We start from the raw sequence: 25104 nt of genomic DNA on the forward strand, positions 1-25104 counted from the left end.
GCCAAGAGATCCGGCACGATGTCGACACGTCATCGATGGACACCGGATCAGTGCCGTGGAGCCGCACGCCGACGGCCGGGCGGGCAAACGCATCGACGCGCGCGACCGGCTGGTGATGCCCGGACTCATTGACGTGCACCACCACCGGGAGATGCTTGGGCTGCGCCTACGGCGACCGGCAGGGACGGCTCTGGCTCTCCCTGGGCCTGACCGCCCGCAGCGGGAGGCATACCAGCGCGGCCTGGTCGTCGAAGGGCGTCCTCACCGTGCCCCCGGCCTCGGACCGGACAAGACGTGAGCTGCCCGCGAGGAGCCCGCGCCGTAGCTGCCGCCCTACGCCCTGGAGCGGGGAACTCCACGCTTGGGGGCACGGATGAGCCACTGTTCGTCGATGCGTACCCCCGTGTAGGCGGTCATGAAGGCGAGGGCGCGTGCCTCGTGGGAGGAGGCGTGTGCGTGGTGGCCGAATCGGTGCAGCCACTCCTCGGGCCAGGGGTCCGCGGGGTAGCCGGCGGGCTCGGACTGCCGCACCGTGCGACCGTCAGCCCAGCAGTACACGTAGCAGGAGCCCTTCGGGTTGAAGAACACGGTGGCCAACCGGGTGCCCGCCGACATCCGGGCGCAGAGGGAGTCGGACGACGCCGCGGCGCCGATCAACACCGCACCGCCGTCGCGCCGTGCCACCCACGCCTCGAAGTCGAAGTCCATCGGCGAGTACTCGGGCTCGCCGTCGTCCTCGTCGTCGGCCCAGTCGGCGTGTGGATCCTCGACCATCGCCATGAAGGGGCTGTCCGTGAGCGGGCACCGCGCCGGATCCCTGCCGAGTCGCCTGATCAGCTCGTCCTCGTCGACGTCTGCGACGAACGCCAGGTCGAGTCCTGCCCAGTATCCCGCCCACTCGTAGGAGGCGATCAACACGTCCGCCCGAGTCTGCCGGTCCCGTTCCCTCACACTGATCGACGGCGCTCCAGGCAGACCGGCAAACAGGTCGGTGAGCGGCCCGTCGAGGCCCAGACGGCCAGGAGACCGTCCCGCGATGGCTGGACGCCATGGATCGGCCCCTGCCCGCAGCAGGGCTTCGGCAGCGCTCCGGTTGCCCCAGCGCACGGCCTCCCACAGAGGCGTCGCCCCCTCTGCGTCCGCCGCGTCGACATCGGCCCCGTGCGCGACCAGGACGTCGACGACGTCACCCGGCGCCTCTGCGGTGACGGCCTCGTGCAACGGCGTCACACGGAGCGCGAACGACCGCGCGTTCGGATCGGCGCCTGCGACCAGCCGACGACGCACCTCGGCCGGATCACGCCAGTTGAGCGGAGCCATGCCCCACGCATCAGACATGCGATTCCTCTTCGACGGTGCCCGGGACCCGCTGACGGGACGACCTCACCCTGCAGACGAGGTGGGCCGGGGAAGTCGCTGCAAGAACGAAGGAACTCATCGGTTGTCCCTCAGGGGCGGCCGGACGGTTGGTGATGATCACTGGTGGACGGCACCATAGCCGGGAGGGCTGACGATCCGGGCTCCTCATCTCCCCGGCAACGTGGTCACCGTGGCCGATGGCCCATGTCTCCTGGTGTCGTACGGTCGTTGATCCCCGCGCCCGAAACGACCGGCCCGATCACGCCAAATACTCAACCCGGTGCCGTGCCGGGACGACGCACAACCCCAGAAAACGGTCCCGGTGCACTGGCCTTGGAGCGGTGGCCTCCTCCCGGCCGGCGGCCCTGGCGGATTGGGCTGTCACCTCTTGGTCTGGGGCAGGTGCCCCGGCACGACGGACTGCGGGCTGGGATCACCGCGCGGATGCCGCGCTCGCGCAGGTCACGACCCGGAAGGCCATCGCGGAACTCGCTCCGGCCGGGACCGGACCCGAACCGCCCGAGTTGACCTCCACCTACCAGGTCATCCCGAACACCTTCAACACCCACCGCGATCAGGCGTTCCGGGCCCGTGATCTGCACGAACTCCTCGGCATGCCCACCGACGACCCGGCCATGAACGTCACCCGCGGCCGCCTTGGACGCCTCACCCATCAAGGCTTCCTCACTCAACCTGGACGCGGCCTCTACCGGAGACGGACTCAACGCCGCTCTTCGCGGGCTCGAACCGGCACGGCCGACGGCCGCCACTCTCGCCTGATCAACCCGAACACCCACGAGTCGGATACCTCGCCGTTCACGACGCAGTCCTCCCGCAACGTCCCTTCACGTATGAATCCGATCTTCTCCAGGACCCGGGCAGATGCCACGTTGCGCGTATCGGTCTCCGCCTGGACTCGGTTCAGGTCCAGTGTGTCGAATGCCCACCGCAGCAAGGCGTGCGCGGCCTCCGTCGCGTAGCCGTGTCCCCACATCGCTTCGTCGAGGACGTAGCCCAACGACGCGCTGCGGTGGTCCGGGTTCCATCTGGTCAGACCGCACCAGCCGACGAAGGCACCGTCAGAAACGCGGTCGATGGCCACCCGGGCACCGGTGCCTTCGTCCGCCATCTTCCGGCACATGTTGATGAAGCGTTCGGCGCGGGCCTGTTCGTTCCACGGCGGGGAGTCCCAGTAGCGCATCACGGAGGTGCTGCTGTGCAGGGTGAAGAGCAGGTCCGCGTCGGCGTCGGTGAAGGGGCGCAGTCGCAGGCGAGCGGTGTGCAGTATGGGGGTGGCCAAAGTCATGCGCACCATCTTGGGCCCACCGACGACTCAACCCACAGGACGGGACGTGCCCGGCTCGCGGGAGTCTCCCAGGCGGCCGTCTCCCGGGTCTTCACTCCGTCGGACAGCAGCAGTCGTCTGATGGAACACCGACCCGAGTCCCGGTCTCCCTGGACGTCCCCACCCTGACCGTGGACACCTCGGACGGCTACCAGCCCGGCGTCCAGGACATCATCGCCTTCCTCCGGGCACCCGCCGGTGAAGGAACATCACCGGTGCCGAAGTCAGGGGGCTGAGAGCGTGTCGAGTTGCTGCGGTCTGCTCAGCGTGCTGCGCAGCAGCTTCCGGGCCCTGGAGCAGGAGCGGCTGGTCTTCCACGACCCCACGCCGGACTGCAGCCGCGCGGCAGAGTGCGGCCTGCCGGACAAGGAAGAGCTGCAAGCTGGTAAGCAACGTGCGGTGTCCCTCGTGCGGAACTACCCACACAGCTCCGTGCCCCTGTCTGCAGTGGCGGCTCACGTCAGGGGCAGTCGCATGATCGTCAGGTCGAGCCATCGGCCGAACTTGGTGCCGACCTCCGGCACCGTGCCGACGTGGTGGAATCCGAACCGCTCGTGCAGCCGGATCGATGCCGTGTTCTCGGCTTCGATACCGGCGATCATGACGTGGTGGCCGGCCTCACGTGCCGAGGTGATGAGGGCGGTCAGCAGCGCGGAGCCGACGCCGAGCCCGTGGCGGCCTTCGCGGACGTAGACGGAGTCCTCCACTGTGTGGCGGAATCCGTCCAGCTCCCGCCATGGGCCGTAGACCGCGAACCCGACCACCTCGTCCTCCGCCTCGGCCACGAACGCCGAGCCTCGTGCCAGGTGGGCGGCCAGCCAGGCGACCCCCTCGGCGGGGGACTGCGGGGTCTGCGTCCACAGGGCAGTGGAGTGCTTGATCGCGTGGTTGCGGATCGCGCGAATGACCTCCACGTCGCCGGGGTGTGCCAAGCGCACCGTCACCGTCCGGCCTCTCTCGTATATTGGATTCATGTCCAACATAGTAGACTCGCTGGTGGGACAGATCGCTGCCCGAGTCCGTACCGAACGGGAACGGCGTCGGTGGACCCTGGCCCAGCTCGCCGACGCCTCTGGCGTCTCCCAAGCCATGATCAGCAGGATCGAGCGCGGCGAGAGCAGTCCCACCGCCGTCGTCCTCGGCAAGCTGTCCGCCGCCTTCCAACTCAGCGTCGCCTCCCTGCTCACCCTCGCCGAAGGAACGCAGGACGGCACGGACGCACCCGCAGGAGTGCGCCGCCGGGCCGACGCGGCCGAGTGGCGCGACCCCGCGACCGGCTACCGGCGCCGCCAGATCACCGGCCCGCACTTCCCCGCGGAGATCGCCGAGATCCGCCTTCCCGCCGGCGCCCAGGTGCCGTATCCGGCCGCCGCCTTCGCCTTCGTACGACAGGTCGTCTGGGTCCTCGACGGCCACCTGACCTTCCATGACGGCGACACGGTCCACGAACTCGACGCGGGCGACACCATCGAGCTCGGTGAGCCCACCGAGCGCCTCTTCGCCAACATCGCCGACACCGAGTGCCGCTACGCCGTCATCCTCACTCGCGGCGCACAGCCATGACCGGTCCCCTGCGCCGAGGCGGCACGTTCCTCCTCGCCTCGACAGCCGGAACGGCGATCGCGAACAACTACGCCATCCAGCCCGCGCTCGCCTCGGTCGCCGCAGACCTGGGCGTCCCTCTCTCCGTGGTCGGCCTCGTCCCCACCGCCGCACTCGCCGGCTGCATGACCGGCTTCGCCCTCCTGCTCCCCCTCACCGACCAGCTCGCCCCCAACCGCCTGGTGGCCGCACAGCTCACCGCCCTGGCCGCCGCCCTCATCCTCGCCGCGGCAGCACCCGGCGCGGTCGTGCTCCTGGCCGCCTACCTGCTCATCGGCGCGGCCGCCGGCGTCGCGGCCCAGGCCGGCAACATCGCAGGCCGCCACGCCCCACCCGGGCGTCGCGCAACCGGCGTCGCCACCGTGGCCGCCGGAATGTCGGCCGGCATCCTGCTCAGTCGCCTGGTGGGAGGATCACTCACCGACATCCTCGGCTGGCGGCGGATGCTCCTCGTCTTCGCCGCCCTCGCCCTGCTCGGCGCGATCGCCACCGCCGCACTCCTGCCCCGGCAGCGGCCCCGCCCCGATCGCACCTACCGCGCCGCCCTCATCTCACTTCCTCCGCTGCTGCGCCAGTTCCCGCAGCTGCGCCGCGCGGTGGCCACCGGCGGGCTGTGGTACTTCGCCTTCAATCTCATCTGGGTCGCCCTCGCCCTCACCTTGGCCGAGCCGCCGCACTCCCTCGGCCCGACCACCATCGGCCTGTACAGCCTGGCCGGACTCCTCGGCTTCGCCGCACTCCCGCTCACCGGCCGCCTCGCCGACCGGTACAGCCCGCACACCGTGATCACCGTCAGCATGCTGGGCGCCGCGGCCGGAGCCACCCTGCTGGCCACCGGCCTGAACACCCCGCCGGCCACGGCACTGGGACTCGCCCTCTTCGACGCCGGCTGCTTCGCCGCCCAGGCCGCGAACCAGAGCCGCATCATCGCCCTCGACCCCCAGCGGTCCGGCAGCCTCAGCAGCATCTACCTCGTGCTGTACTTCACGATCGGCGCCGTCGGCAGCGCCCTCGCCGCACCCCTGCTCAACATCCTCGGCTGGCATGGCACCGCCCTCACCGCCCTCGCCGCGCTGCTCCTCGCCGCCGCCCTCGGACGCGGAACCCGGCAGACCCGCCGCGGGCCGACCCGTGACACAGCCCGTCGCCTCGCCCCACGCTCGCAGAGATGAGTCCCGGGACGCAGAGCCCTGCGGAACCGGGGCGACGGTCCTTCTGGAGGTCACGTGCCCATAGCAGGTTACGAATCGTCACCCCGCGGACAGCGTCGATCTTGCGATCATCCGCGAGCTCTCCCGGAACGCCAGGGTCAGCCTTGCCGAGCTGGGCCGCCGGGTGTCCCTCAGCCGGCCGGCGGTCGCCGAGCGGGTCCGGCGTCTCGAGGAGTCCGGAGTGATCAAGGGCTACGGCGTCGACCTCGACCTCGCCCGGCTCGGGCTGGGCCTGCGGGCACACGTCTCGCTGCGCCTCCGGCACCGTTCCGTCACGAACGCACAGGGCATGCGTGACCGGCTGCTGGACATGGGGCACGTCCTCTCCTGCGTCCACGTCACCGGCGAGAACTGCTACGAGCTGACGATCGCCGTGCGAGACGCGCAGCACTTGGAAGAGGCCATCGAGCACCTGGCGGAACTGGGAGACACCACGACCGGCGTCGTCCTCTCGGACCCGTGCACCCACGTGACGTGGACATCGCCGCCTGGATCACCCAGGACGGCTAGTGGTGAGCACGTCGGGCAAGGATGTTCTCCACGTCGCGAGTCCGGTGGCCACAGCGTGGAGCACAGGCCGCGCCGTGGCCGCCGAACTCGATCGCGGGCTCCACCCCCGGTACGCCCGGGGAGTGGATGGCCCGGTCGGCACCCCCGCCGACCTCGCCCGCGCGTGCGGCATCGACCCGGATGGCCTGGAGCAGACGCTGCGGCGCTTCAACGCTGACGCACGCACCGGCGTCGACACCGAGTTCGGGCGCGGCGCCAGCGAACAGGACCGGCACCTGGGCGACCCTTCCAACACCCCCAATCCCTGCCGGGCACCGGTGGAGAAGGCACCGTTCTACCCCGTGCCCGTCCACGCCGGAGTGCTCGGCACCGCGGGCGGCCTGCGCACCGACCTCGACGGCCGGGTGCTGGATGGCAGCGGCGCACCGATCGACGGGCTGTATGTGGCGGGGAACTGCTCGGCGACTGTCTTCCACGATGCCTACCCGGGCGCCGGTGCCACCTTGGGCTCGGCCATCACCCGCGGCTTCGCCGTCGGTGCGCACCTCGCCGCCGTGACCGCTTTCGCATGACGCGCGGGGGCGGCCTGCCACGACACGGCGGCCACTGCGACGCATCTCTCCTGCCATGGCAACGGGCGTGGCGCCTGCTCGGGCATGGTTTCCGCGGCGGCCCGGGATCGGGTGAGCACGCTGTCCGCGGCTCGCCGGGCCCCGAACAGCCGGTGCTTCGCGCCCGCGCCCACAGCTCGCTTCCGGCGCCCGGACGCGAACTCGGCTGATGATCGCTGCGGGCGGCGGCCGGTGGCGTTCGCGCCAGCCGATGCGGCGGTGCGCCTCGGACGGCATCACGTACGTCTTGGGGACGCCGGGTGCCGCGCCGAGGTGGATCCGCGGCCTGCCGCGTGCCGTCTCGTTGCTCCGTCAGGCTTCGAAGCGGTAGCCCATGCCGGGCTCGGTGATCAGGTAGCGGGGGTGGGAGGGGTCCTTCTCCAGCTTGCGTCGCAACTGGGCCATGTAGACGCGCAGGTAGTTGGTCTTGGTGCTCCGCGAGACGCCCCACACCTCCTGGAGGAGGTGCTTCTGGGTGACCAGCCGGCCCGGGTTGGTCACCAGGATCTCCAGCAGGTGCCACTCGGTCGGGGTCAGTCGCACGTCCCGCCCGTCGCGGACGACCTTTTTGGCGAGCAGGTCGATGCTGAAGTCCGCCGTCTCCACCAGCGTCGTCTCGGGGGCGAGCGGGATGTCCTCGGCACGGCGGACGGCGGCTCGCAGCCGGGCCAGCAGCTCGTTCATGCTGAACGGCTTGGTGATGTAGTCGTCGGCGCCGGCGTCGAGCGCGGACACCTTCTCGTCGGACGCCTGGCGGGCGGACAGGACCAGGATCGGCATGCGGCTCCAGGCCCGCAGGCCCTTGATGACGTCGACGCCGTCGATGTCGGGAAGGCCGAGGTCGAGCAGGACCACGTCGGGCTGACGCGCGGCGGCGAGCCGCAGGGCCGTGGCCCCGTCGGGGGCGGCGTCCACGTCGTAACGGCGTGCCTGCAAGTTGATGACGAGGGCCCGCACGAGTTGCGGGTCGTCCTCCGCCACGAGCACCCGGGTCATGGGTGTGTGCCTCTCCTGTCGTACGTCGGGCCGTACTCGCCGGTCGGGGAACCGACTTCATGGCTGCGGGAGCCGGCGGGTCCGGGATGTCTCCGGGGCCGCCGACTCCCGTGGGGATCGCGTAACGCCATCAGTTCTTGGCCAGGAGTTCCTTGAGGGCGATGTTGAGTTCGAGGACGTTCACCCGGGGCTCGCCCATGAAGCCGAGCGTGCGGCCCTCGGTGTGCTCGTCGACCAGCTTCTGGACCCCGGCGACGGGCAGGCCGTTCCTCTCGGCGACGCGGTGGACCTGGATGTCCGCGTACTGCGGGGAGATGTGCGGGTCGAGGCCGGAGCCGGAGGACGTCACCGCGTCGGCGGGCACGTCGGACGGCTTGACCGTGAAGTCGGCGGTCGAGTTGTCCTTGACGACGGCGGCCTTGGCGTCCTTCACCCACTGGATGAGCTCTTCGTTGTCACCGGACCGGTTGGTCGCGCCCGACAGGATGAGCTTGTACTGGGTGTTGACGCTGTTGGTGCCGAGGCCGTTGGCCGGGCGGCCCTGGAACCATTTCAGGTCCGGTTCCGGGGTCTCCTCGCCCTTCTTCAGCGGCAGGTTGTAGGGCTGCCCGATCAGGGAGGAGCCGACGACCTCGCCGTCCGCCTCGATCTCGGAGCCGTTCGCCTTGTCGTTGAACAGCCCCTGTGCGATGCCGGTGACGACGAGCGGGTAGATGACACCGGTCACCAGGGTCAGCACGAGCAGGGCCCGCAGGCCCGCCCCGAGCAACCGGGCGGTGTTCGATACGGAGTTGTTCATGGCTGTCAGCCGATTCCGGGGATGAGGGAGATGAGCAGGTCGATGAGCTTGATGCCGACGAAGGGCGCGATCAGCCCGCCGAGTCCGTAGACGGTGAGGTTGCGCCGCAGCATCTTGTCGGCGCTGACGGGCCGGTACTGCACGCCCTTCAGGGACAGTGGCACCAGCGCGATGATGATCAGTGCGTTGAAGATGACCGCGGACAGGATCGCGGAGTCCGGCGAGGACAGGCCCATGATGTTGAGCCTGTCCAGGCCCGGGTAGACGGCCGCGAACAGCGCCGGGATGATCGCGAAGTACTTGGCGACGTCGTTGGCGATGGAGAACGTGGTCAACGCGCCCCGCGTGATCAGCAGTTGCTTGCCGATCTCGACGATCTCGATGAGCTTGGTCGGGTTGGAGTCGAGGTCGACCATGTTGCCGGCCTCCTTGGCGGCCGACGTGCCCGTGTTCATCGCCACTCCGACGTCCGCCTGGGCCAGTGCCGGGGCGTCGTTGGTGCCGTCACCGGTCATCGCGACCAGCTTGCCGCCGGCCTGCTCCCGCTTGATCAGCGCCATCTTGTCCTCGGGCGTCGCCTCCGCGAGGAAGTCGTCGACGCCCGCCTCCTCGGCGATGGCCTTGGCGGTCAGCGGGTTGTCGCCCGTGATCATGACGGTCTTGATGCCCATGCGGCGCAGCTCGGCGAACCGCTCCCGCATGCCCTGCTTGACCACGTCCTTGAGGTGGATGACACCGAGCACGCGGGCACCCCGGTCGTCATCTACGGCGACCAGCAGCGGCGTACCGCCCGCCGCGGAGATCCGGTGGGCGATCCCGTCGGCGTCCTCGGCGACGGTGCCACCCCGCTCCTCGACCCAGGCGATGACCGAACCGGCCGCGCCCTTGCGGATCCTGCGCCCGTCGACGTCCACGCCCGACATACGGGTCTGGGCGGTGAAGGCGATCCACTCGGCGCCCGCCAGTTCGCCCTGGTGGCGCTCGCGCAGGCCGTACATCTCCTTGGCGAGTACGACGATGGAACGGCCCTCGGGCGTCTCGTCGGCCAGCGAGGAGAGCTGGGCGGCGTCCGCGACCTCGGCCTCGGTGGTTCCGTGCACCGGCACGAACTCGGCCGCCTGCCGGTTGCCGAGCGTGATGGTGCCCGTCTTGTCGAGCAGCAGCGTGGACACATCACCGGCGGCCTCGACCGCGCGGCCGGACATGGCCAGCACGTTGCGCTGCACCAGACGGTCCATGCCCGCGATGCCGATCGCGGAGAGCAGTGCGCCGATCGTGGTCGGGATCAGGCAGACCAGCAGGGCGACCAGCACGACCATCGTGAGCCGCGTGCCCGCGTAGTCGGCGAACGGCGGCAACGTGGCGCAGGCCAGCAGGAAGACGATCGTCAGCGAGGCGAGCAGGATGTTCAGCGCGATCTCGTTCGGCGTCTTCTGCCGCGCGGCGCCCTCGACCAGGTTGATCATCCGGTCGATGAAGGTCTCACCCGGCTTCGTCGTGATCTTGATGACGATGCGGTCGGACAGGACCTTCGTACCACCGGTGACCGCCGAGCGGTCACCGCCGGACTCGCGGATGACCGGTGCCGACTCACCGGTGATCGCCGACTCGTCGACCGAGGCGACACCCTCGACGACATCACCGTCACCGGGGATGGCGTCTCCGGCCTCACAGACGACCAGGTCACCGATCTTCAGGTCGGTGCCCGGAACCTGCTCCTCGGAGCCGTCCCTGAACAGCCGCCGTGCGACCGTGTCGGTCTTGGCCCTGCGCAGCGTGTCGGCCTGCGCCTTGCCGCGGCCCTCGGCGACCGCCTCCGCCAGGTTGGCGAAGATCACGGTCAGCCACAGCCAGGCGCTGATGGTCCAGCCGAACCAGTCGCCGGGGTCCGAGAAGGAGAAGACGGTGGTCAGGACGGACCCGATCCACACCACGAACATCACGGGCGACTTGACCATCACCCGTGGATCGAGCTTGCGGAAGGCGTCCGGCAGCGACCTGACCAGCTGCTTCGGGTCGAAGAGGCCGCCTCCGACACGGCCCGCGGCGGGCTTGTGCCCGGTGGGGACGTCGCTGTGCGGCGCCCGGGTGGGAGTGGCTGTGGACATGGAGTCCTCTGGCTTCTCAGTACGGGTGGTCATCACGCCAGCCCCTCGGCGAGCGGGCCCAGCGCGAGCGCGGGGAAGTACGTCAGACCGGTGATGATCAGGATGGCGCCGACCAGCAGGCCGGTGAACAGCGGCTTCTCGGTCCGCAGGGTGCCCGCGGTGGCCGGCACCGGCTGCTGCCCGGCGAGCGAGCCGGCCAACGCCAGCACGAACACCATCGGCACGAAGCGGCCCAGCAGCATCGCGATGCCCAGCGTGGTGTTGAACCACTGCGTGTCCGCGTTCAGACCGGCGAAGGCCGAGCCGTTGTTGTTCGAGGCCGACGTGTAGGCGTACAGGATCTCGGAGAATCCGTGCGCACCGCTGTTGGTCATGGAGTTCGCGGGGGTCGGCAGGGCCATCGCGAACGCGGTGAAGACGAGCACCAGCGTCGGCGTGACGAGGATGTAGCAGGCCGCCAGCTTGATCTCGCGGGTGCCGATCTTCTTGCCCAGGTACTCGGGGGTGCGGCCGACCATCAGTCCAGCGATGAACACCGCGATGATCGCCATGATCAGCATGCCGTAGAGGCCGGAGCCCACGCCGCCGGGCGCGATCTCGCCCAGCATCATGCCGAGCATGGTGATGCCGCCGCCGAGGCCGGTGAAGGAGGAGTGGAAGGAGTCCACCGCACCGGTGGACGTGAGCGTGGTCGAGACGGCGAAGATCGACGAGCCGCCGATGCCGAAACGGACCTCCTTGCCCTCCATCGCCCCGTTCGCGAGCTCGAAGGCCGGGCCGTGGTGGGCGAACTCGGTCCACATCATCAGGGAGACGAAGCCGAGCCAGATGGTGCCCATCGTGGCGAGGATCGCGTAGCCCTGCTTCACGCTGCCGACCATGACGCCGAAGGTGCGGGTCAGGGAGAACGGGATCAGCAGGATCAGGAAGATCTCGAAGAGGTTCGTGAACGGGGTGGGGTTCTCGAACGGGTGGGCGCTGTTGGCGTTGAAGTAGCCGCCGCCGTTGGTGCCGAGCTCCTTGATGACCTCCTGCGAGGCGACCGCGCCGCCGTTCCACTCCTGCGTGCCGCCCGTGAACTGGCCGACCTCGTGGATGCCGGAGAAATTCTGGATGACGCCGCACGCCACCAGGACGACCGCGGCGACCGCGGCGATCGGCACCAGGACGCGGACGGTGCCGCGGACCAGGTCGGCCCAGAAGTTGCCCAGCTCACCGGTGCGCGAGCGCGCAAACCCGCGCACCAGCGCCACGGCGACGGCGATCCCGACGGCCGCGGAGACGAAGTTCTGCACGGCCAGACCGGCGGTCTGCACGACATGGCCCATGGCCTGCTCGCCGTAGTACGACTGCCAGTTGGTGTTGGCGACGAACGACGCGGCGGTGTTGAACGCCTGGTCCGGATCGATCGAGGAGAAGCCCAGCGAACCGGGCAGCACGCCCTGGAGCCGCTGGAGGGCGTAGAGGAAGAGGACACCGATCACGGAGAAGGCGAGGACGCCGCGCAGGTACGCGGGCCAGCGCATCTCGGTGTCGGGGTCGGCACCGATGCCCTTGTAGATCCACTTCTCGACGCGCCAGTGCTTGTCCGAGGAGTAGACCCTGGCCATGTAGTTGCCGAGGGGGACGTAGGCGAGCGCCAGCGCGGCCATGAGGGCGAGCAACTGGAGGACGCCGGCGAGGACGGGGCTCATGGGGTGCTCAGAACCTCTCCGGGAAGATCAGGGCGAGGACGAGATATCCCAGCAGGGCGACGGCCACGACCAGGCCGACGATGTTCTCGGCGGTCACAGCTTCGTCACCCCCTTGGCGACGAGAGCCACCAGCGCGAAGCACGCGATCGTGGTGACGACGAAGGCCAGATCGGCCATCGTGAGCTCCTGGAATGAGGTTCGGTGGAAACTGACGATTAGAGGAAACCGCTCCGGTGGCCGGATCAGACCGGTCGTTGACGGCTCTCTGACGACGGCACGCACCGGATTGACGGAACTCTTACGGCACCCGATCGGAACCGCTGATCAGACCTCCGTGACCTCGGTGACCTGCCTCACAGCTCGGTGACGGCGGACGGCCCGGGCTCCGCGCCCGCCGATCGTCAGGGTGCCCTCCCCCAGCGTCTCGGTGATCAGCAGCGCCCGGCCGAGCCCCTGAACTGCTTGGTCACCATCAGGTTCCCCAGTCACCGAAAAGTGCGTTCTTCCATGTCAGCGCACACTCTCCTACGGTTCCTGAGTAACCACTAGAGACCAAGCACACGCACCATGAGAAAGGGAGGCGGACGGTATGGCCATCACCCTGCTGAACCCAAGCGGATTGCCGGAGATCGATGTCTACCGGCAGGTGTCGATCGCATCCGGATCGAAGCTCGTCTTCATCGCCGGCCAGGTCGCCTGGGACGCCGAGGGAACCACGGTCGGCGAGGGTGACCTCGCCGCGCAGGTCGAACAGTGCTACCTCAACATCGGCACCGCCCTTGCCGAGGCGGGCGGTTCCTTCGACGACGTGGCGAAGCTGACCTTCTACGTCGTCGACTGGACTCCCGAGCAGTTGCCCACGCTCCTGGAGGGCATCTCCCGGGCGGCTGCGAAGCTGGGGATCACTCCGGTCCCGCCGGCCACGCTGATCGGTGTCGCGGCGCTGGACGTCCCGGAGCATCTGGTCGAGATCGAGGCCACCGCAGTCCTGGACTGAATGAGCAAGTCCACGCGCAGCGGCTCGCGCCGCAGCGTCCCTGCGGAGCGATTCCCTGTCCGGTCGGCTGGGCATACCCCGACAAGACCGTTTCCGCGACGTTCGCGAGGGCTTGATGACTGCGCGTTTCACACCCGTCGGATGGAATCCCTCCCCCTTCCTGTTACCCGTCACCCGCTGAAGGAGATTCCGTGCCCCAGCAGCCAGTACTCGTCCTCGACCCGGAGGCATCCGACCACCACGCCGAGCACCAGGCCCTGCGCGCCCGCGGCCCGGCCACCCGAGTGGACATCCTGGGCGTGACCGCCTGGTCGGTCACCGATCCGGGCTTACTCAAACGGCTTCTGACCAGCGAGCACGTCTCCAAGGACGGCCGCGCACACTGGCCCGCCTTCGCCGACACCGTGTCCACCTGGCCCCTGGCCCTGTGGATCGCGGTGAGCAACATGTTCACCGCTTACGGCGACGACCACCGCAGGCTCCGCCGGATGGTCGCGCCGGCGTTCAGCGCGCGCCGCGTCCAGGCCCTGCAACCGGCCGTGGAAACGATCATCACCGACCTCCTCGACGACCTCGAGGCCCGGCCCGCCGGAGAGATCGTCGACCTGCGCGAACAGTTCGCCCATCCCCTGCCGATCGCGGTGATCGGCAGGCTGATGGGCGTCCCCGAGAAGCAGCGCCACGGTTTCCGCGCCGTGGTCGACGGTGTCTTCGCCACGACGCTCACCGCGGAGCAGGCCGCTGCGAACACCGCCGCCCTCTACGCAGCCCTCGACCAGCTGATCGCCGCGAAACGCGAGCAGCCCGGGGACGACATGACCTCCCTGCTCATCGCAGCACGCGACGACGAGGGCGACGGCGACGCTTTCACGGACGACGAGCTGCGCGACACGCTCCTGCTGATGATCAGCGCCGGGTACGAGACCACCGTCAACGTCATCGACCAGGCCATCACCTCCTTGCTGACCGCCCCGGAGCAGCTGGGCCAGGTCCGCGCCGGCCGTGCCGCCTGGGCGGACGTCGTCGAGGAGACCCTGCGCCACGAACCCGCCGTCAAGCACCTGCCGCTGCGCTACGCCCTCACGGACATCCCCCTGCCCGACGGCCGGACCATCGCCAAGGGCGAGGCGATCCTCGCCTCGTACGCCGCCGCCAACCGCCACCCCGGCTGGCACGGCGAGTCCGCCGACCGCTTCGACGTCACCCGGCCCGCCAAGGACCACCTGGCCTTCGGACACGGCGTGCACTTCTGCCTCGGCGCACCACTGGCCCGTCTCGAAGTCGCCGCCGCCCTGCGCATGCTCTTCGCACGCTTCCCCGGGATGCGCCTGGCCGTCCCTGCCGAGGATCTGCGGCCACTGCCCTCACTGATCAGCAACGGACACGTGAGCCTGCCCGTCCACCTGCGGCCCACCTCGCCGGCCGGGGACCACGGACACGATGGAATACGCTGATCACCCTTCCCGTGACGGAATGCACCAATCGCCCACCCTATGGCGGAATGCGCTGATCATCCTTCCGGATTCCGGGTAGGAGTGGATCATGCAGCGGATCACGGTGGCGGTGAGTGGCCGGCCGACGGTGGCCTGGCGGATCGCCGGACGGAGACCACCGGTGGTGTGTGTCCACGGTGCCGGGGTCTCCAGCCGGGAGTTCCGCCCGTTCATCGAGGTCCTCGGCCGTCGTCACGACGCGTGGACCGTCGACCTTCCCGGGTTCGGTGCCAGCGCCGGCCCCGGGCACCCGCTCGGAGTGCGGGCGCTGGCCGACGCGCTCGTCGAGTGGCTGGCCGCCGTCGGACTGGACGACGTGGTGCTCCTCGGCGGGTCCTTCGGCTGTCAGGTGGCCGTCGATGCCGCAGTGCGGCATCCGGGCCGCATCGCCGGGATGGTGCTCGTGGGACCGACCGTCGACCCGGCCGCCCGCGGCTTCGTCCGTCAGATGCTGCGCTGGATCCGCAACGCGCCCCACGAAAGCGTCTCCATGGCCGCGCTGAACCTGGCCGACTACCGCGATGCAGGCGGACGCCGCGTCCTCGGCGCGTTCACCGAGTCGCTGCGCGACCGCATCGAGGACAAGCTCCCGCACGTCCTCATGCCGACGCTGGTGGTTCGCGGGGCGCAGGACCGGATGGTTCCCCAGGAGTGGGCCGAGGAGGTGACCCGGCTGCTGCCCGCGGGACGGCTGGCCGTGGTGGAGGACTCCGGCCACATGGTTCCCTACCGGCAGGCGCACGCGCTGGCCGGTCTCGTCGTCGATTTCCTCGCTCACGAATGCGCGGCCGCCGGTGCGGGCGGTCGAGCGGGACCGAGGGAGCAGAGGTCGGCGAGGTGAAGGCGTCGAAGGCGATCGCCTCTTTCGACTCGGCCACCGGCATGCTGCGTGCCCTGTCGCGCTTCCTCGCGGGCCGGGACGTCCCGGCTCTCGGCAAGCTCCCCGCCGCCTTCGAGTCCCCGCTGTCCGGCCTGCTCGGCGGCCTGAACCGGCTGCCGGTCGCAGTCCGGGAACGGGCGTACGCGGTCAGTGGCTGGGCGGAGGCCATCCCGCAGCACCGCGTCGGCGAGGTGCGTTCGGACGCACTCGCCGAGTGGGTGACCGGTCACTACCCCCGGCGCCGCTACCCAGTGATCTTCATCGGATCCGCCAATGGTGCCCTGGTGCACCTGGCCGCCGCCCTCGATGCGGCCTGGCTGCCGCAGACGCTGCTGCTGCCCGTTCGCCGCCGGGGTGTCGCTCCGGACGATCCGCGCGGCGACCTGGCCGCCGTCGGTGAGGCCGGCCGGACACTGGTCGCGTCCAACCCGGACCTGGTACTGCACCACATGCACGACCCCAACCAGGACCGTCTCATGATCGCCGGAATGACGTACTTCCGCATCAAGTGGCACCGGCTCCCTGCCGCCTACCGTCGGTTCATCCGCGACCATCTGGCCCCCGGCGGCATGCTCGTCGGTGTCGACTGCACACTGCGCTGGCCCACCACCAGGATCGACGACCGGTACGTGTTCCAGTTCGGTGCCCTCGGCGACGCGACGCCCGAGGAGTATCGCCTGGGCGGTCCACGCGTCGCCGGCCTGCTGGCCCGCTACGGTTCCCCCGTGCGCCGCTGGGATCCGCCCGCGGCCGACGGCGACAGCCCGGAAGCGGAGTGGGGCACGGATCCCACCCTGCTCGACGACATCCGTGCCTTCGCCGGACCGCGCGGGCTCGATGCGCAGCTGCTGCGTTTCGACACCCCGCAACGCCTCAGCCCCGCCGTGGCCGACCTGTACCGGACCTGGTACGCCGACCGCGGTCTGCCCACCGGGCGACTTCTCGTCGAGTCGTTCCTCCTGCTCGAACCCTGGTGGGCCCTGCGCACCGGATCGGTGCCGTACTGGACCGTGTTCGGCACGCAGGCTTTCCGTGCGCACCTCGAGGCCTACCTGGACGCCTCCGCCCCCTACGACGAGATCCGGATCCTGCTGTTCAACCACGGCACCGACTCCATCGGTCTGGCCGGCGCACAGGACTGGCGGTGTACGGCCGCCCGCGCCCGCAAGATCGGCCTCCTCACCGGCGTGGATGCCGCCGCGTACCCCCGCGACTTCGCGAGCTTCGTCCGCTCGCACCGGGCACTGAGCAAGATCCGCACCCGCTGTCCGCTGCCCCCGTCACTCGACATCACGAGCGCAGCCGCAGCGCTCACCGGCCGAGAGGAGATCGTCTGGCGTCCGATGCGGTGAAGTGGTGGCGGCCGCACCGACGTGGTCAGTCGGCCCGGCAAGGGCCAGGTACGTGGAACGAGTGGCATGCCACCCGCATGACCGTCGACGCGGTACGTCGTGAAGTACGTGGTCGCCTCCGCGGTCGACTCGGACGTGACCGTCACCAGGATGTTCGTGCAGACACGACGTGAGAGCCGGTCGGCGGGACGGGAACCGAAGTGGGTCCGAAGCGCGTCGCGCCCCTGGATCCTGCGGTTGCCCTCGGCAAGTCGGCCACCGCGCTCGGTTCCCCAAAGTCGAGCTCGCGGACGAACTCGACGATCAGGCGCTCGCACGACCGTTCAGCGATCAGACGATCCAGAGGATCAAGGAGCACAGGAGAAGGAGGAGAACCGGGAGGGACTTGAGGGGCTGAGTCGCCATGAAGCGTCACCAAGTCATCGTGCCGTCTCTTCCGCCGACGCGATGCGGGCCCTGCCCACGGCTCGGCGGCCACCCAACTCACCGCCAGCGGTGACCACCTGGCACCGGACGCGTCCGCCGGCGGTCGGCGGACCGGGCCCGGCGGCGTTGTCAGTGGTCTCGCCTACAGTTTTCAGCACTTGATCGCTTCGGTGCGGGGAGGCACGGATGGGGTGGGTGACGGCCGGCGACTACGAGGTCGCCCTGGACGGCGGGAAGGTGGTCTGCCGCAACGCGGCCGGGCGGCGGCTGAAGTCGGTTCCGGCCAAACTCGCGGACGAACCCGCCGTCATCGGCCTGCGGCAGCTCGCCGAGTGGCTGGAGCGGCACGAACGCCAGTGCCTCACCGACGTGGAGCGGTGGATGGTCCGGTCGCTGCCCGTGCCCCTCGCCGTCATCGCCCGGGTGTGGCCCGACCCCGCCTGGCGGTCCGCCCTGCGCGATCTCGTCGTCACCGGTGCGGACGGTGAGGTCGCGGGGTTCCTGCGGGACGCCGACCCCGAGCGCGGGCTCGGTCTCGTCGACCTCGACGGGGACACGGTGCGCATCGCCCCCGACCTCGTCCGCCTGCCGCATCCCGTGCTTCTGGAAGACCTTGAGGAACTGCGGGAGTTCGCCGTCGAACTCGGTGTCGAGCAGCGGGCCCAGCAGCTCTTCCGCGAGGTGTGGCACCGCCCGGCCGCGCTCGACGCCGGGAGCACGGCGGTCGAGGAGTACGCGGGCGGCGCGTTCAAGGAGCTGCGGTTCCTGCACGGGCGGGTCACCCAGCTCGGCTACCGCGTCCGCGGCGGGTATGCCGTCTGCTCCGTGCTGGAGGACGGCCGCGGCGTCGAGGCCCGGGTCTGGGTCGGCGACTACGACGGCTACGAGGAGACGGAGACCGGCCCCCTGATGTGGACCGACGCCGCCGGCCGGGAGCTCCGGCTCGGCCAGGTCGGGCCGGTGGCCTGGTCGGAGGGCATGCGCATGGCCGCCGCCCTGTACGCGGGGCGCGACATCGAGGACGAGGAGCAGGCGGCATGAGCACGGCCGGCGAGAACACCGCACCCGGCGCCCTCGCGACCGGCCCCGTGGCCGGCGGCACCACCGCACCGGGCAGCCTCCTCCACGACGAGGCCGTCGCGGCCGCCCTGCTCGACGCGGGCGCCATCCTGCCGCCCGGCACCACGGGCCGGGAGGACGCCGACACCCTCACCGTCCGCAGCTACGCGCACCCCGCCCTGGACGGCCGCGCCGTCGTCCGGCTGGTGCCGGGCACCCTCGGCGAGGCGGAGGACCTGGCGCTGGACTTCCTCGGTCTGGTCCGGGACCCGGAGGCGCCCGAGGTCGGGCAGGTGCGCCGGGAGACACTCGGCTTCCCCGCCTGGGCACTGGTCAACGACCCGGCCAACGGACACCACGCGCTGGCCCTGGTCAAGGATGTCGAGCGGCTCGCGCGGCAGGCCAAGTCCCGTCCCGGGACGGCCAAGGAGGGCTTCGAGGCGCTCGGCGAACGCCTCGGCCGGGCCGTGCCGCACTTCCTGCCCACCTTCTACGAGCAGGCGGCCCGCATCTTCCTCCAGCACGAGAACACGACGTACGCCGCCGCCTTCTTCGGCAAGGCCCGCGAGGCCGAACGGGTGCACGCGCTCCCCGTCGACGAGGAGCGGCAACGCGCCGTCTTCCTGGAGTTCGCGTTCGCCGGAGCGCTGACGGTCAAGGCGCTCAAGCAGCATGTGAAGGACCTCTCCGGCCGGCTCGACGCCGGGCAGGCGTGGGAGCAGTTCCGGCAGCTGACCGTGGAGCGTTGCGCGGCCGGCATGCCGCCGTACGCATCGCTGCCGCAGGACGCCCGCGTGCTGATCAAGGCCGCCGGGCTGGCGCGGGTCGAAGCGGAGTGTGCCCTTGTGGCCGATCTGATCGCCTCGCCCGCGGCCGTCCGGGCACCCGCCTCGTTCTGGAACGCCTACCGGGCCGTCCTGCCCGTGCTGGCCGAAGAGCGGCCGGCCGTGCGGACGCGGTTGCTGGAGATCATGCCGACCGGGCTGGGCCGCAGCACCGAGGACGACGAGTTCTGGCTCACGCTGCTGACGGAGTGCGGTGCCGACCGGCTGCTGACCGGCGAGGCCGGCGAAGCGGCCGACGAGGTGGACGCGGCGGACTGGCTCGGCCGCTGGGCCGCCCACCGCAAACACGGTGCCACGCTCTGCGGCCGCTCCGCCGCCACCCTCGGCCTCGTCGCCCGGATGGCGCCGCGGCTGCGAGCCGACGGGCGGGCGGTCGACCTGTTCGGGGGCCGCCGGTACGCGGGTGCCGACATCAACCTGCTGGACCTGTGCGTGGCGGAGGGCATCCCCCTCGCCCTGCCGGATCCCGGCGCCCAGGTACACCTCGGGCTGGAGCGCTGGGCGCGTGACACAGAGCCGGGACGGCGTGACCTGGGCGCCGTCGCAGCGGACCCACGGCTGCGTCCCCTGCTGCTCCGGGCCGTCGGCGCGCTCCGCAACGACCGTGCGGCCTCCCGGCTGCTGGAACACCTCGCCGACCACCCCGTGCTGAGCGACGTGCTGCGCGAGTGGCTCGACGACGCGGCCGCCCGGCTCGACGCGGCGGCGGGCCTGCCCGGGGCCCGCGAGGCCCTGCACCGGCTGCGTCCCTTCCGCTCCGTGGCCCCGCGGGTCAACCCCGAAGCAGTCACCCGTGTCGGGGCGTACGACATCGCGCCCCTGCTCGCGCGGACGCTGCACGCCGGCATCCTGGACGAGCTGGGCTGGCCCGCCCTCGACGACGCCCTTCGGCTGCTCGACACCGAGACACGCAAGGACCGCGACAACTCGCTGACGGTGAACGAGGCCTGGCCCCACCTGATCCTGAGCCGCGGGCACAAGGCGGTCGTCGTCGGACCGGACGAGGTGGTTCTCGAACACGACCTGCGCCTGCCCGCCGACCTCGACCGCTGGCAGCGCCCGCAGTTCCGCTACACCGACGGCGAGTTGCTGGTGATGTGGTGGCACGACGGCAAGCAGCGCGGCTACTGGTCCGCCCGGCCGTCGGAGGTCGTCACCTTCGACGACGATCGGACGACGCCCTGGTGGGGAGGCAACGACGCCGGCACCCCGTCGATCCCCCTGCCCGGCGGCGGCCGCGCCACCGGCGGGCGCACGTTGCACGCCGGCGACACCGTGCTGCCGTCCAGTCGCCCGGTCATCGGGGACGGCACGAGGTACTGGCGTCAGGGCCGCCAGGGGCTCCGGCAGGTGTGGCTGGAGTACGACCCGGAGACCGGCACCCACGGGCGCGCGTCCCTGCCCGCCTTCCTCCGGTCCGGCATCCGCGACGACGCGAGCCTGCTGCAGGAGCACTGTCACGTGCTGCCTCTGCAACCGGGCCTGGAGAACAGCCCGTTCGGCACCGACGGCACCGTGCTGGGCCGCTGGGTGCGTGCCGACGACGAGGGCGCCGAGCAGCGCACGACCACAGGGACGCCGGACGGCCGCACCGTCACCCTGCGGGGTGACCGGGGACGGCCGCGTGCCGTGCCGCTCGGTGCGCTGCGGCTTCCCGGAGGTGCCGGACCCGTCGCCGCGCTCCTCCACCACCGGGTCGTGCTGTTCGCTCCCGACGACGACACCTGCGCGGGCGAGCTCGCCCGGGTGACGCCGGGCGAGCGGGGAGGCGAGTTCGCCTCGGGCACCGCGCTCGTGCCGCCGATCGCCTTCTGGCATGCCCTGCGCCCCCGTGACGAGCAGGCGTCCGGTGTCCTGCGCTCGCTGACCGACGAGCATGCGGGCGAGGTGCTGCGCGTCGTGGCGCAGGCCCTGGCGGAGCGTCAGGCGCAGGTGGCCGCGGCCGGTGACGCGTCCGGGACGACGGCCGACGACAAGCCCGTCGTACCAAGCGTGAAGGACGTGGTCCGGGGTGCCCTCGACGGGTCGCTTCCCGGTCTCACCGACGAGCGGCTGCGGACCGGTGTGGGCGCCCTGGTCCACACGGCACTGCAGATCGCCGGCCTGGTCACCGAGTTCGTGACACCGCCCGCCGAGCGGCCGAAGCCGGACCCGCGGCGCACCGAGGGCATGTTCGCGGACCACCGGCCCGAACACGGCGACGACCACACGCTGCGTACGGCCACCGACGGCCTGGCCACCGTGTGGGGCGGCTGGGGCGGCAACCGCCAGTGGACGGCCCTGCGCCAGATCCGCGCCGTGAACCACGTACTGTCCGGGAAGCCCGCCGACGGAAAACCGCTGCCGGACCTCGCGCGCCTCGGTGCCCTGCGGGACGGGTGGCACAGCGACGAGTACACGATCCCCGGCATCGGCTTGGTCTGGCCGACGCTCCTGACCGTGCTGCGGCCGTTGGTCTACCGTGCCGCCTCGCCGGTCCTGCCGGAAGCGGAACGCGAGGCGCTGCTCCTGCTGTTCGAGGCGCTGGCCGAAGGGCCGCTCGCCGCTCCCGGGGGCGCACTGCGCGAGATCGTGCTGAGCGAGCCCCACGACAAGCAGCAGCGCGCCGGTCAGGTGCTGCGCCGGGACGACCGCACCGTGGTCGTCCTCGGCTGCAAGAACGTCGACCACGCCCGCGGCCGTATCAACTGGCTCGCGTTCGACCACGATCCGTCGGGCGGTTTCGGGGCCGTCGCCCACTTCGCCCTGGAAAAGGAGACCCGGCACTCCGCGGCCTTCCCGGCTGACGGGCTCGCCGCCGTCGCCCGGCTGATCCGGGACAAGGGCGCCGCCCCCTGGCGTCCCGAGGCGCCCGCCGCGCTCGTGGCGGCGACGGATGCGGGGCTGGGCCCGGTCCAGGCCACGGTGCTTCTCGCAGGGAAGCCGCAGCAGCTCGGCGCGGATGCGCTGGCCCTGATCGGACTGAAGCCGCGTCAGCTCGACGTGGGCAACGGCATGCTGGGCTCGCTTCACTTCCGCGACCGCAAGGCACTCGTCGACGCCCTGCTGCCGGACGATCCCGCCGAGCTGTGGACGGCCGGGCCGGACACGGACGCCGCGGGCCGGGTGTGGGCCGAACGCCTCGGTTCCTTCGTCCGTGTGCCCGAGGACCTGGCCGCCGACCTCGCCGGCCTGCCCACGGGTTACGCCGAGGACGTGCTCAACCCCGGGCGCACCCCCTGGCTCAGCCGGACCACCGTCCAGCGGCCCGACCAGGACGGCAGGCTGGTACCGGAGGACCCCGACGCGCTGCCCTCGGGACGCGGCCTGACCGGTGCCGTCGCCGCCCTCGCGGCCCTCGCCTACGCCCTGCCCCACGGTCACCCCCTGCGGGCCGCACTGCCGGAAGGGCTCGTTGCCCTGCGCCGTCGTGTCGCCGACCCGGGGCTGCTGCTCGATCTCGACGTCTCATGGACGGAGAAGGGCGGGCCGACGGCCGTCGAACTGCGCAAGGCATACGGGCTGCCCGCGACCGGCGGTGCCGACGCGGACGGGTCGGCACGGCTGGGTGCGGCGCTGGTGCTCCGGGTCTGGCGCGGCGACCAGGAGACCGTGCTGGTCCGCCCGGCCGGCCTCACCGGCCCCGACGACCCCGTCTTCGGACTGCTCGACGGGTTGGTGGGGGCCACGCGCGGGGCCGGGATGCGGGCGCTGCGGACGATCCTCGGTGACGACCTCGCCCCGGCCCTCGACGCGGGCACCGACCGGGACGGGCCTGTCGGACACGCTCAGGACCCCACGGTCGGTGCGCCGCAGCTCGTCGCCGAGGTCGCCGCGGTTCACGGTCTGAGCGAGGACGCGGCAGTGCTGTATCTGCAGTTGCTCGCCCTGCCCGATCCGACGGACCGCAACTGCGCCCGCTGGACCGGCTGGAAGCCGGCGCGGCTGAAGAAGGCCCGCGCCGAACTCGCCGCGACGGACCTCGTCGTCGAGGCCAAGCGCCCTCGGGCCGGACGTACCCTCTTCCTGCCCTGCGGTTGGCGCGACCTCAAGGCGCCCGCCCTGCCGGTGGAGACCTGGAAGGAGGGTCTCTACCCGGTGCACGAGGGGATACGGAGCCTGCCGCTGCTGCCGGTGGCCGCCCTGTTCGCCCGGGCCTGGGAGCGGGTCCGCTCCGGTGACGCGCCCGCCTACGAGGAGCTCACCACGCGTGCCACGCGGAAGGGCCGGCGCCGATGACGGCGGCGGCCCGGGTCCGCTGACAGGCGGCCACCAGTGCCGACCGCCCGAACCCATCGGCCGGGACCCACTGGTGGCCACCACCCGGGCCTGCCGCACAGTCACCAGCCCCTCGCCGCGCCACCGCCCCCCACCACGGCCACCGGTGCCGACCGCCCGAATCCGCGGGCGGAAGCCACTGATGACCGCCCCGCCCCGGGCCCGCCATCACGGTTACGGTGCCCACCGCCCGAACCCGTCGGACCGAACCACAGACGACCGCCACCGCGCCCGCAACGAGGTCTCCGGTGCCCACCGCCCGGATCCGCCAGGAGCGCGGGCCGGAGGTGACCGGCGCCCGAGCACTCGCTGGGCGCCGCCGACGACGCTGCCCGGATCCCGAGGAGCACCACCGATGACCACCCGCCCCGATCACCGGAAGAACCGCCCATGACCACCACCCTCGCCCCCGACACCGCCCGCCAGATCGTCCCGCCCGAGGACCGTCACGCCACCGAGCTGGCCTTCCTCGCCGCGTACGACGACGGCCCGCGCCCGCCCGCCTGGCGGCTCACTCCCCGTGCCGTCGTCCTGTTCGTCATGGGCAGCGACGGCGTGGCCCTGCGACTGCCCGACGACGCCGAGGTGCCCGAGGGCGTGCCGCGCCGCCTCGTCGTGGAGGGCAAGTTCGTCGGCGACCGGGCGCTGGTCGAGCGGTGCGTCGTCACGCTGGCCGGCGAACGCGGCCTGCTGCTCGTCGGCGAGCCCGGCACCGCCAAGTCCATGCTCTCCGAGCTGCTGTCGGCAGCCGTCTGCGGCACCAGCGGTCTGGTCGTCCAGGGCACGGCCGGCACGACCGAGGACCAGCTCAAGTACGGCTGGAACTACTCCCTGCTGCTGGCCCAGGGCCCCAGCCGGCAGGCACTGGTGCCCTCTCCCGTCCTGACCGCCATGACCCGGGGCGGCATCGCCCGGGTCGAGGAGGTCACCCGCTGCCTGCCGGAGGTGCAGGACTCCCTGGTCTCCCTGCTCTCCGAGCGCCGCATCGCCGTCCCCGAACTGGCGGGTACCGAGGACGCGCTGGCGCACGCGGCGCCCGGGTTCAACCTCATCGCCACCGCCAACCTCCGCGACAAGGGCGTCTCCGAGATGTCGGCCGCGCTCAAGCGCCGGTTCAACTTCGAGACGGTCGGCCCCATCCCGGACCTGGATGCGGAGACGGCGTTGGTCCGCAGCCAGGCGCGGGCGTCCGTGGAGCGGGCGGGGGCGCCGTTCCAGGTCGACGACGCCGTGCTGGAGGCCCTCGTCACCGCCTTCCGCGACCTGCGGGAGGGCCGGTCGGCGGAAGGCTGGGAAGTCGAGCGGCCCTCCACTGTCATGAGCACCGCGGAGGCCGTGTCCGTCGCGGGTGCGCTGGGGCTGGCGGCGGCGTACTTCCCGGGCGACCGGGACGTGCTGGGACTGCTGCCGGGCCATCTCCTCGGCGTGGTCCGCAAGGACGACCCCGCCGACGCGGCCCGGCTGCGCGGCTACTGGGACGGCCCCGTCCGGCGCCGGGCCGAGCAGGGTTCGGCCACCTGGCGCACCCTGTGGGACCTGCGTACGGTCCTGGAGGACTGA

19 protein-coding genes and 2 pseudogenes are annotated in these 25104 nt (G+C 71.3%); 11 read left to right on the forward strand and 10 right to left on the reverse strand.

Annotated elements, in window-relative coordinates; translation table 11 throughout:
* Window positions 1-333: 333 nt before the first annotated feature.
* From H0H10_RS19640 to H0H10_RS19650, 3 genes are all read right to left on the reverse strand, one after another.
* Window positions 334-1338, reverse strand: coding sequence for an ankyrin repeat domain-containing protein (locus tag H0H10_RS19640; RefSeq protein WP_188182314.1), 1005 nt, complete (start codon window positions 1336-1338; stop codon window positions 334-336).
* A gap of 742 nt (window positions 1339-2080) precedes the next feature.
* Window positions 2081-2665 (reverse strand): GNAT family N-acetyltransferase, encoded by a 585-nt coding sequence (locus tag H0H10_RS19645; RefSeq protein WP_188182479.1) that lies wholly within the window; start codon window positions 2663-2665, stop codon window positions 2081-2083.
* 494 nt (window positions 2666-3159) lie between these two features.
* Window positions 3160-3678: a GNAT family N-acetyltransferase gene (locus tag H0H10_RS19650; protein WP_188182315.1), complete on the reverse strand. Its 519-nt coding sequence runs from the start codon at window positions 3676-3678 to the stop codon at window positions 3160-3162.
* Between H0H10_RS19650 and H0H10_RS19655 the strand changes: the two genes are divergently transcribed.
* The 4 genes and pseudogenes from H0H10_RS19655 (at window position 3677) to H0H10_RS40565 (ending at window position 6599) form a co-directional block, all read left to right on the forward strand.
* A complete protein-coding gene (locus tag H0H10_RS19655; protein WP_188182316.1) occupies window positions 3677-4267 on the forward strand; it encodes a helix-turn-helix domain-containing protein in 591 nt (196 codons plus the stop codon). The two genes, H0H10_RS19650 and H0H10_RS19655, sit on opposite strands and share 2 nt — an antisense overlap.
* On the forward strand, window positions 4264-5478 hold the full coding sequence (locus H0H10_RS19660; RefSeq protein WP_188182317.1) for an MFS transporter: 1215 nt from the start codon (window positions 4264-4266) through the stop codon (window positions 5476-5478). The genes H0H10_RS19655 and H0H10_RS19660 overlap by 4 nt, the downstream gene beginning before the upstream one ends.
* Window positions 5479-5578: 100 nt before the next feature.
* A pseudogene (locus tag H0H10_RS40560) lies at window positions 5579-5968 on the forward strand (Lrp/AsnC family transcriptional regulator); the annotation flags it as partial.
* A gap of 133 nt (window positions 5969-6101) precedes the next feature.
* A complete protein-coding gene (locus H0H10_RS40565; protein ID WP_309141844.1) occupies window positions 6102-6599 on the forward strand; it encodes an FAD-binding protein in 498 nt (165 codons plus the stop codon).
* Between the two features lie 351 nt (window positions 6600-6950).
* Here the strand turns inward: H0H10_RS40565 and H0H10_RS19675 are convergent, their stop codons facing one another.
* The 6 genes from H0H10_RS19675 to H0H10_RS19700 form a co-directional block, all read right to left on the reverse strand.
* Window positions 6951-7634 (reverse strand): response regulator, encoded by a 684-nt coding sequence (locus tag H0H10_RS19675; RefSeq protein ID WP_188182318.1) that lies wholly within the window; start codon window positions 7632-7634, stop codon window positions 6951-6953.
* A 130-nt stretch (window positions 7635-7764) separates the two neighbouring features.
* Window positions 7765-8433, reverse strand: coding sequence for a potassium-transporting ATPase subunit C (locus H0H10_RS19680; RefSeq protein WP_188182319.1), 669 nt, complete (start codon window positions 8431-8433; stop codon window positions 7765-7767).
* Between the two features lie 5 nt (window positions 8434-8438).
* On the reverse strand, window positions 8439-10541 hold the full coding sequence (gene kdpB, locus H0H10_RS19685) for a potassium-transporting ATPase subunit KdpB (RefSeq protein WP_188182320.1): 2103 nt from the start codon (window positions 10539-10541) through the stop codon (window positions 8439-8441).
* A gap of 32 nt (window positions 10542-10573) precedes the next feature.
* The gene (kdpA, locus tag H0H10_RS19690; protein ID WP_188182321.1) at window positions 10574-12235 is read right to left on the reverse strand and encodes a potassium-transporting ATPase subunit KdpA; all 1662 of its coding nucleotides are present in this window, start codon (window positions 12233-12235) and stop codon (window positions 10574-10576) included.
* Window positions 12236-12242: 7 nt separating this feature from the next.
* The gene (gene kdpF / locus H0H10_RS19695; protein ID WP_016434100.1) at window positions 12243-12332 is read right to left on the reverse strand and encodes a K(+)-transporting ATPase subunit F; all 90 of its coding nucleotides are present in this window, start codon (window positions 12330-12332) and stop codon (window positions 12243-12245) included.
* Window positions 12329-12517, reverse strand: a complete 189-nt coding sequence (locus tag H0H10_RS19700; RefSeq protein ID WP_188182495.1) for a hypothetical protein — start codon at window positions 12515-12517, stop codon at window positions 12329-12331. The genes kdpF and H0H10_RS19700 overlap by 4 nt, the downstream gene beginning before the upstream one ends.
* 307 nt (window positions 12518-12824) lie before the next feature.
* Between H0H10_RS19700 and H0H10_RS19705 the strand changes: the two genes are divergently transcribed.
* The 4 genes from H0H10_RS19705 to H0H10_RS19720 all read left to right on the forward strand — a co-directional run bounded on the left by H0H10_RS19705 (window position 12825) and on the right by H0H10_RS19720 (window position 16957).
* On the forward strand, window positions 12825-13232 hold the full coding sequence (locus H0H10_RS19705; RefSeq protein WP_188182322.1) for a RidA family protein: 408 nt from the start codon (window positions 12825-12827) through the stop codon (window positions 13230-13232).
* Window positions 13233-13423: 191 nt separating this feature from the next.
* Window positions 13424-14686 carry a cytochrome P450 family protein gene (locus tag H0H10_RS19710; protein WP_188182323.1) on the forward strand — a complete coding sequence of 421 codons (1263 nt, stop codon included), beginning with the start codon at window positions 13424-13426 and terminating at the stop codon, window positions 14684-14686.
* An 88-nt stretch (window positions 14687-14774) separates the two neighbouring features.
* Complete coding sequence (locus tag H0H10_RS19715) at window positions 14775-15566, forward strand: alpha/beta fold hydrolase (protein WP_188182324.1); 792 nt, start codon at window positions 14775-14777, stop codon at window positions 15564-15566.
* On the forward strand, window positions 15563-16957 hold the full coding sequence (locus tag H0H10_RS19720; RefSeq protein WP_188182325.1) for a hypothetical protein: 1395 nt from the start codon (window positions 15563-15565) through the stop codon (window positions 16955-16957). Before H0H10_RS19715 ends, H0H10_RS19720 begins: the two co-directional genes overlap by 4 nt.
* Window positions 16958-17022: 65 nt before the next feature.
* On the opposite strand, the pseudogene H0H10_RS40075 reads toward H0H10_RS19720, so the two are convergent.
* Window positions 17023-17315 (reverse strand): annotated as a pseudogene (locus tag H0H10_RS40075) (nuclear transport factor 2 family protein); the annotation flags it as partial.
* A 254-nt stretch (window positions 17316-17569) separates the two neighbouring features.
* Here H0H10_RS40075 and H0H10_RS19725 point away from each other — a divergent pair.
* The 3 genes from H0H10_RS19725 (at window position 17570) to H0H10_RS19735 (ending at window position 25104) form a co-directional block, all read left to right on the forward strand.
* Window positions 17570-18424, forward strand: a complete 855-nt coding sequence (locus tag H0H10_RS19725) for a DUF4132 domain-containing protein (protein WP_188182326.1) — start codon at window positions 17570-17572, stop codon at window positions 18422-18424.
* A complete protein-coding gene (locus tag H0H10_RS19730) occupies window positions 18421-23505 on the forward strand; it encodes a hypothetical protein (protein ID WP_223180124.1) in 5085 nt (1694 codons plus the stop codon). The genes H0H10_RS19725 and H0H10_RS19730 overlap by 4 nt, the downstream gene beginning before the upstream one ends.
* 429 nt (window positions 23506-23934) lie before the next feature.
* On the forward strand, window positions 23935-25104 hold the full coding sequence (locus tag H0H10_RS19735; RefSeq protein ID WP_188182327.1) for an ATP-binding protein: 1170 nt from the start codon (window positions 23935-23937) through the stop codon (window positions 25102-25104).

The sequence above is a fragment of the Streptomyces griseicoloratus genome (assembly GCF_014534645.1).
Lineage (GTDB): Bacteria > Actinomycetota > Actinomycetes > Streptomycetales > Streptomycetaceae > Streptomyces > Streptomyces griseicoloratus.

What these genes read in the sequence shown, in the direction of transcription:
- H0H10_RS19640 (WP_188182314.1), bottom strand. Translation starts at nt 1,338, where the DNA reads ATGTCTGATGCGTGGGGCATGGCTCCGCTCAACTGGCGTGATCCGGCC.
- H0H10_RS19645 (WP_188182479.1), bottom strand. Translation starts at nt 2,665, where the DNA reads ATGACTTTGGCCACCCCCATACTGCACACCGCTCGCCTGCGACTGCGC.
- H0H10_RS19655 (WP_188182316.1), top strand. Translation starts at nt 3,677, where the DNA reads ATGTCCAACATAGTAGACTCGCTGGTGGGACAGATCGCTGCCCGAGTC.
- H0H10_RS19650 (WP_188182315.1), bottom strand. Translation starts at nt 3,678, where the DNA reads ATGAATCCAATATACGAGAGAGGCCGGACGGTGACGGTGCGCTTGGCA.
- H0H10_RS19660 (WP_188182317.1), top strand. Translation starts at nt 4,264, where the DNA reads ATGACCGGTCCCCTGCGCCGAGGCGGCACGTTCCTCCTCGCCTCGACA.
- H0H10_RS19675 (WP_188182318.1), bottom strand. Translation starts at nt 7,634, where the DNA reads ATGACCCGGGTGCTCGTGGCGGAGGACGACCCGCAACTCGTGCGGGCC.
- H0H10_RS19680 (WP_188182319.1), bottom strand. Translation starts at nt 8,433, where the DNA reads ATGAACAACTCCGTATCGAACACCGCCCGGTTGCTCGGGGCGGGCCTG.
- kdpB (WP_188182320.1), bottom strand. Translation starts at nt 10,541, where the DNA reads ATGTCCACAGCCACTCCCACCCGGGCGCCGCACAGCGACGTCCCCACC.
- kdpA (WP_188182321.1), bottom strand. Translation starts at nt 12,235, where the DNA reads ATGAGCCCCGTCCTCGCCGGCGTCCTCCAGTTGCTCGCCCTCATGGCC.
- H0H10_RS19705 (WP_188182322.1), top strand. Translation starts at nt 12,825, where the DNA reads ATGGCCATCACCCTGCTGAACCCAAGCGGATTGCCGGAGATCGATGTC.
- H0H10_RS19715 (WP_188182324.1), top strand. Translation starts at nt 14,775, where the DNA reads ATGCAGCGGATCACGGTGGCGGTGAGTGGCCGGCCGACGGTGGCCTGG.
- H0H10_RS19725 (WP_188182326.1), top strand. Translation starts at nt 17,570, where the DNA reads ATGGGGTGGGTGACGGCCGGCGACTACGAGGTCGCCCTGGACGGCGGG.
- H0H10_RS19730 (WP_223180124.1), top strand. Translation starts at nt 18,421, where the DNA reads ATGAGCACGGCCGGCGAGAACACCGCACCCGGCGCCCTCGCGACCGGC.
- H0H10_RS19735 (WP_188182327.1), top strand. Translation starts at nt 23,935, where the DNA reads ATGACCACCACCCTCGCCCCCGACACCGCCCGCCAGATCGTCCCGCCC.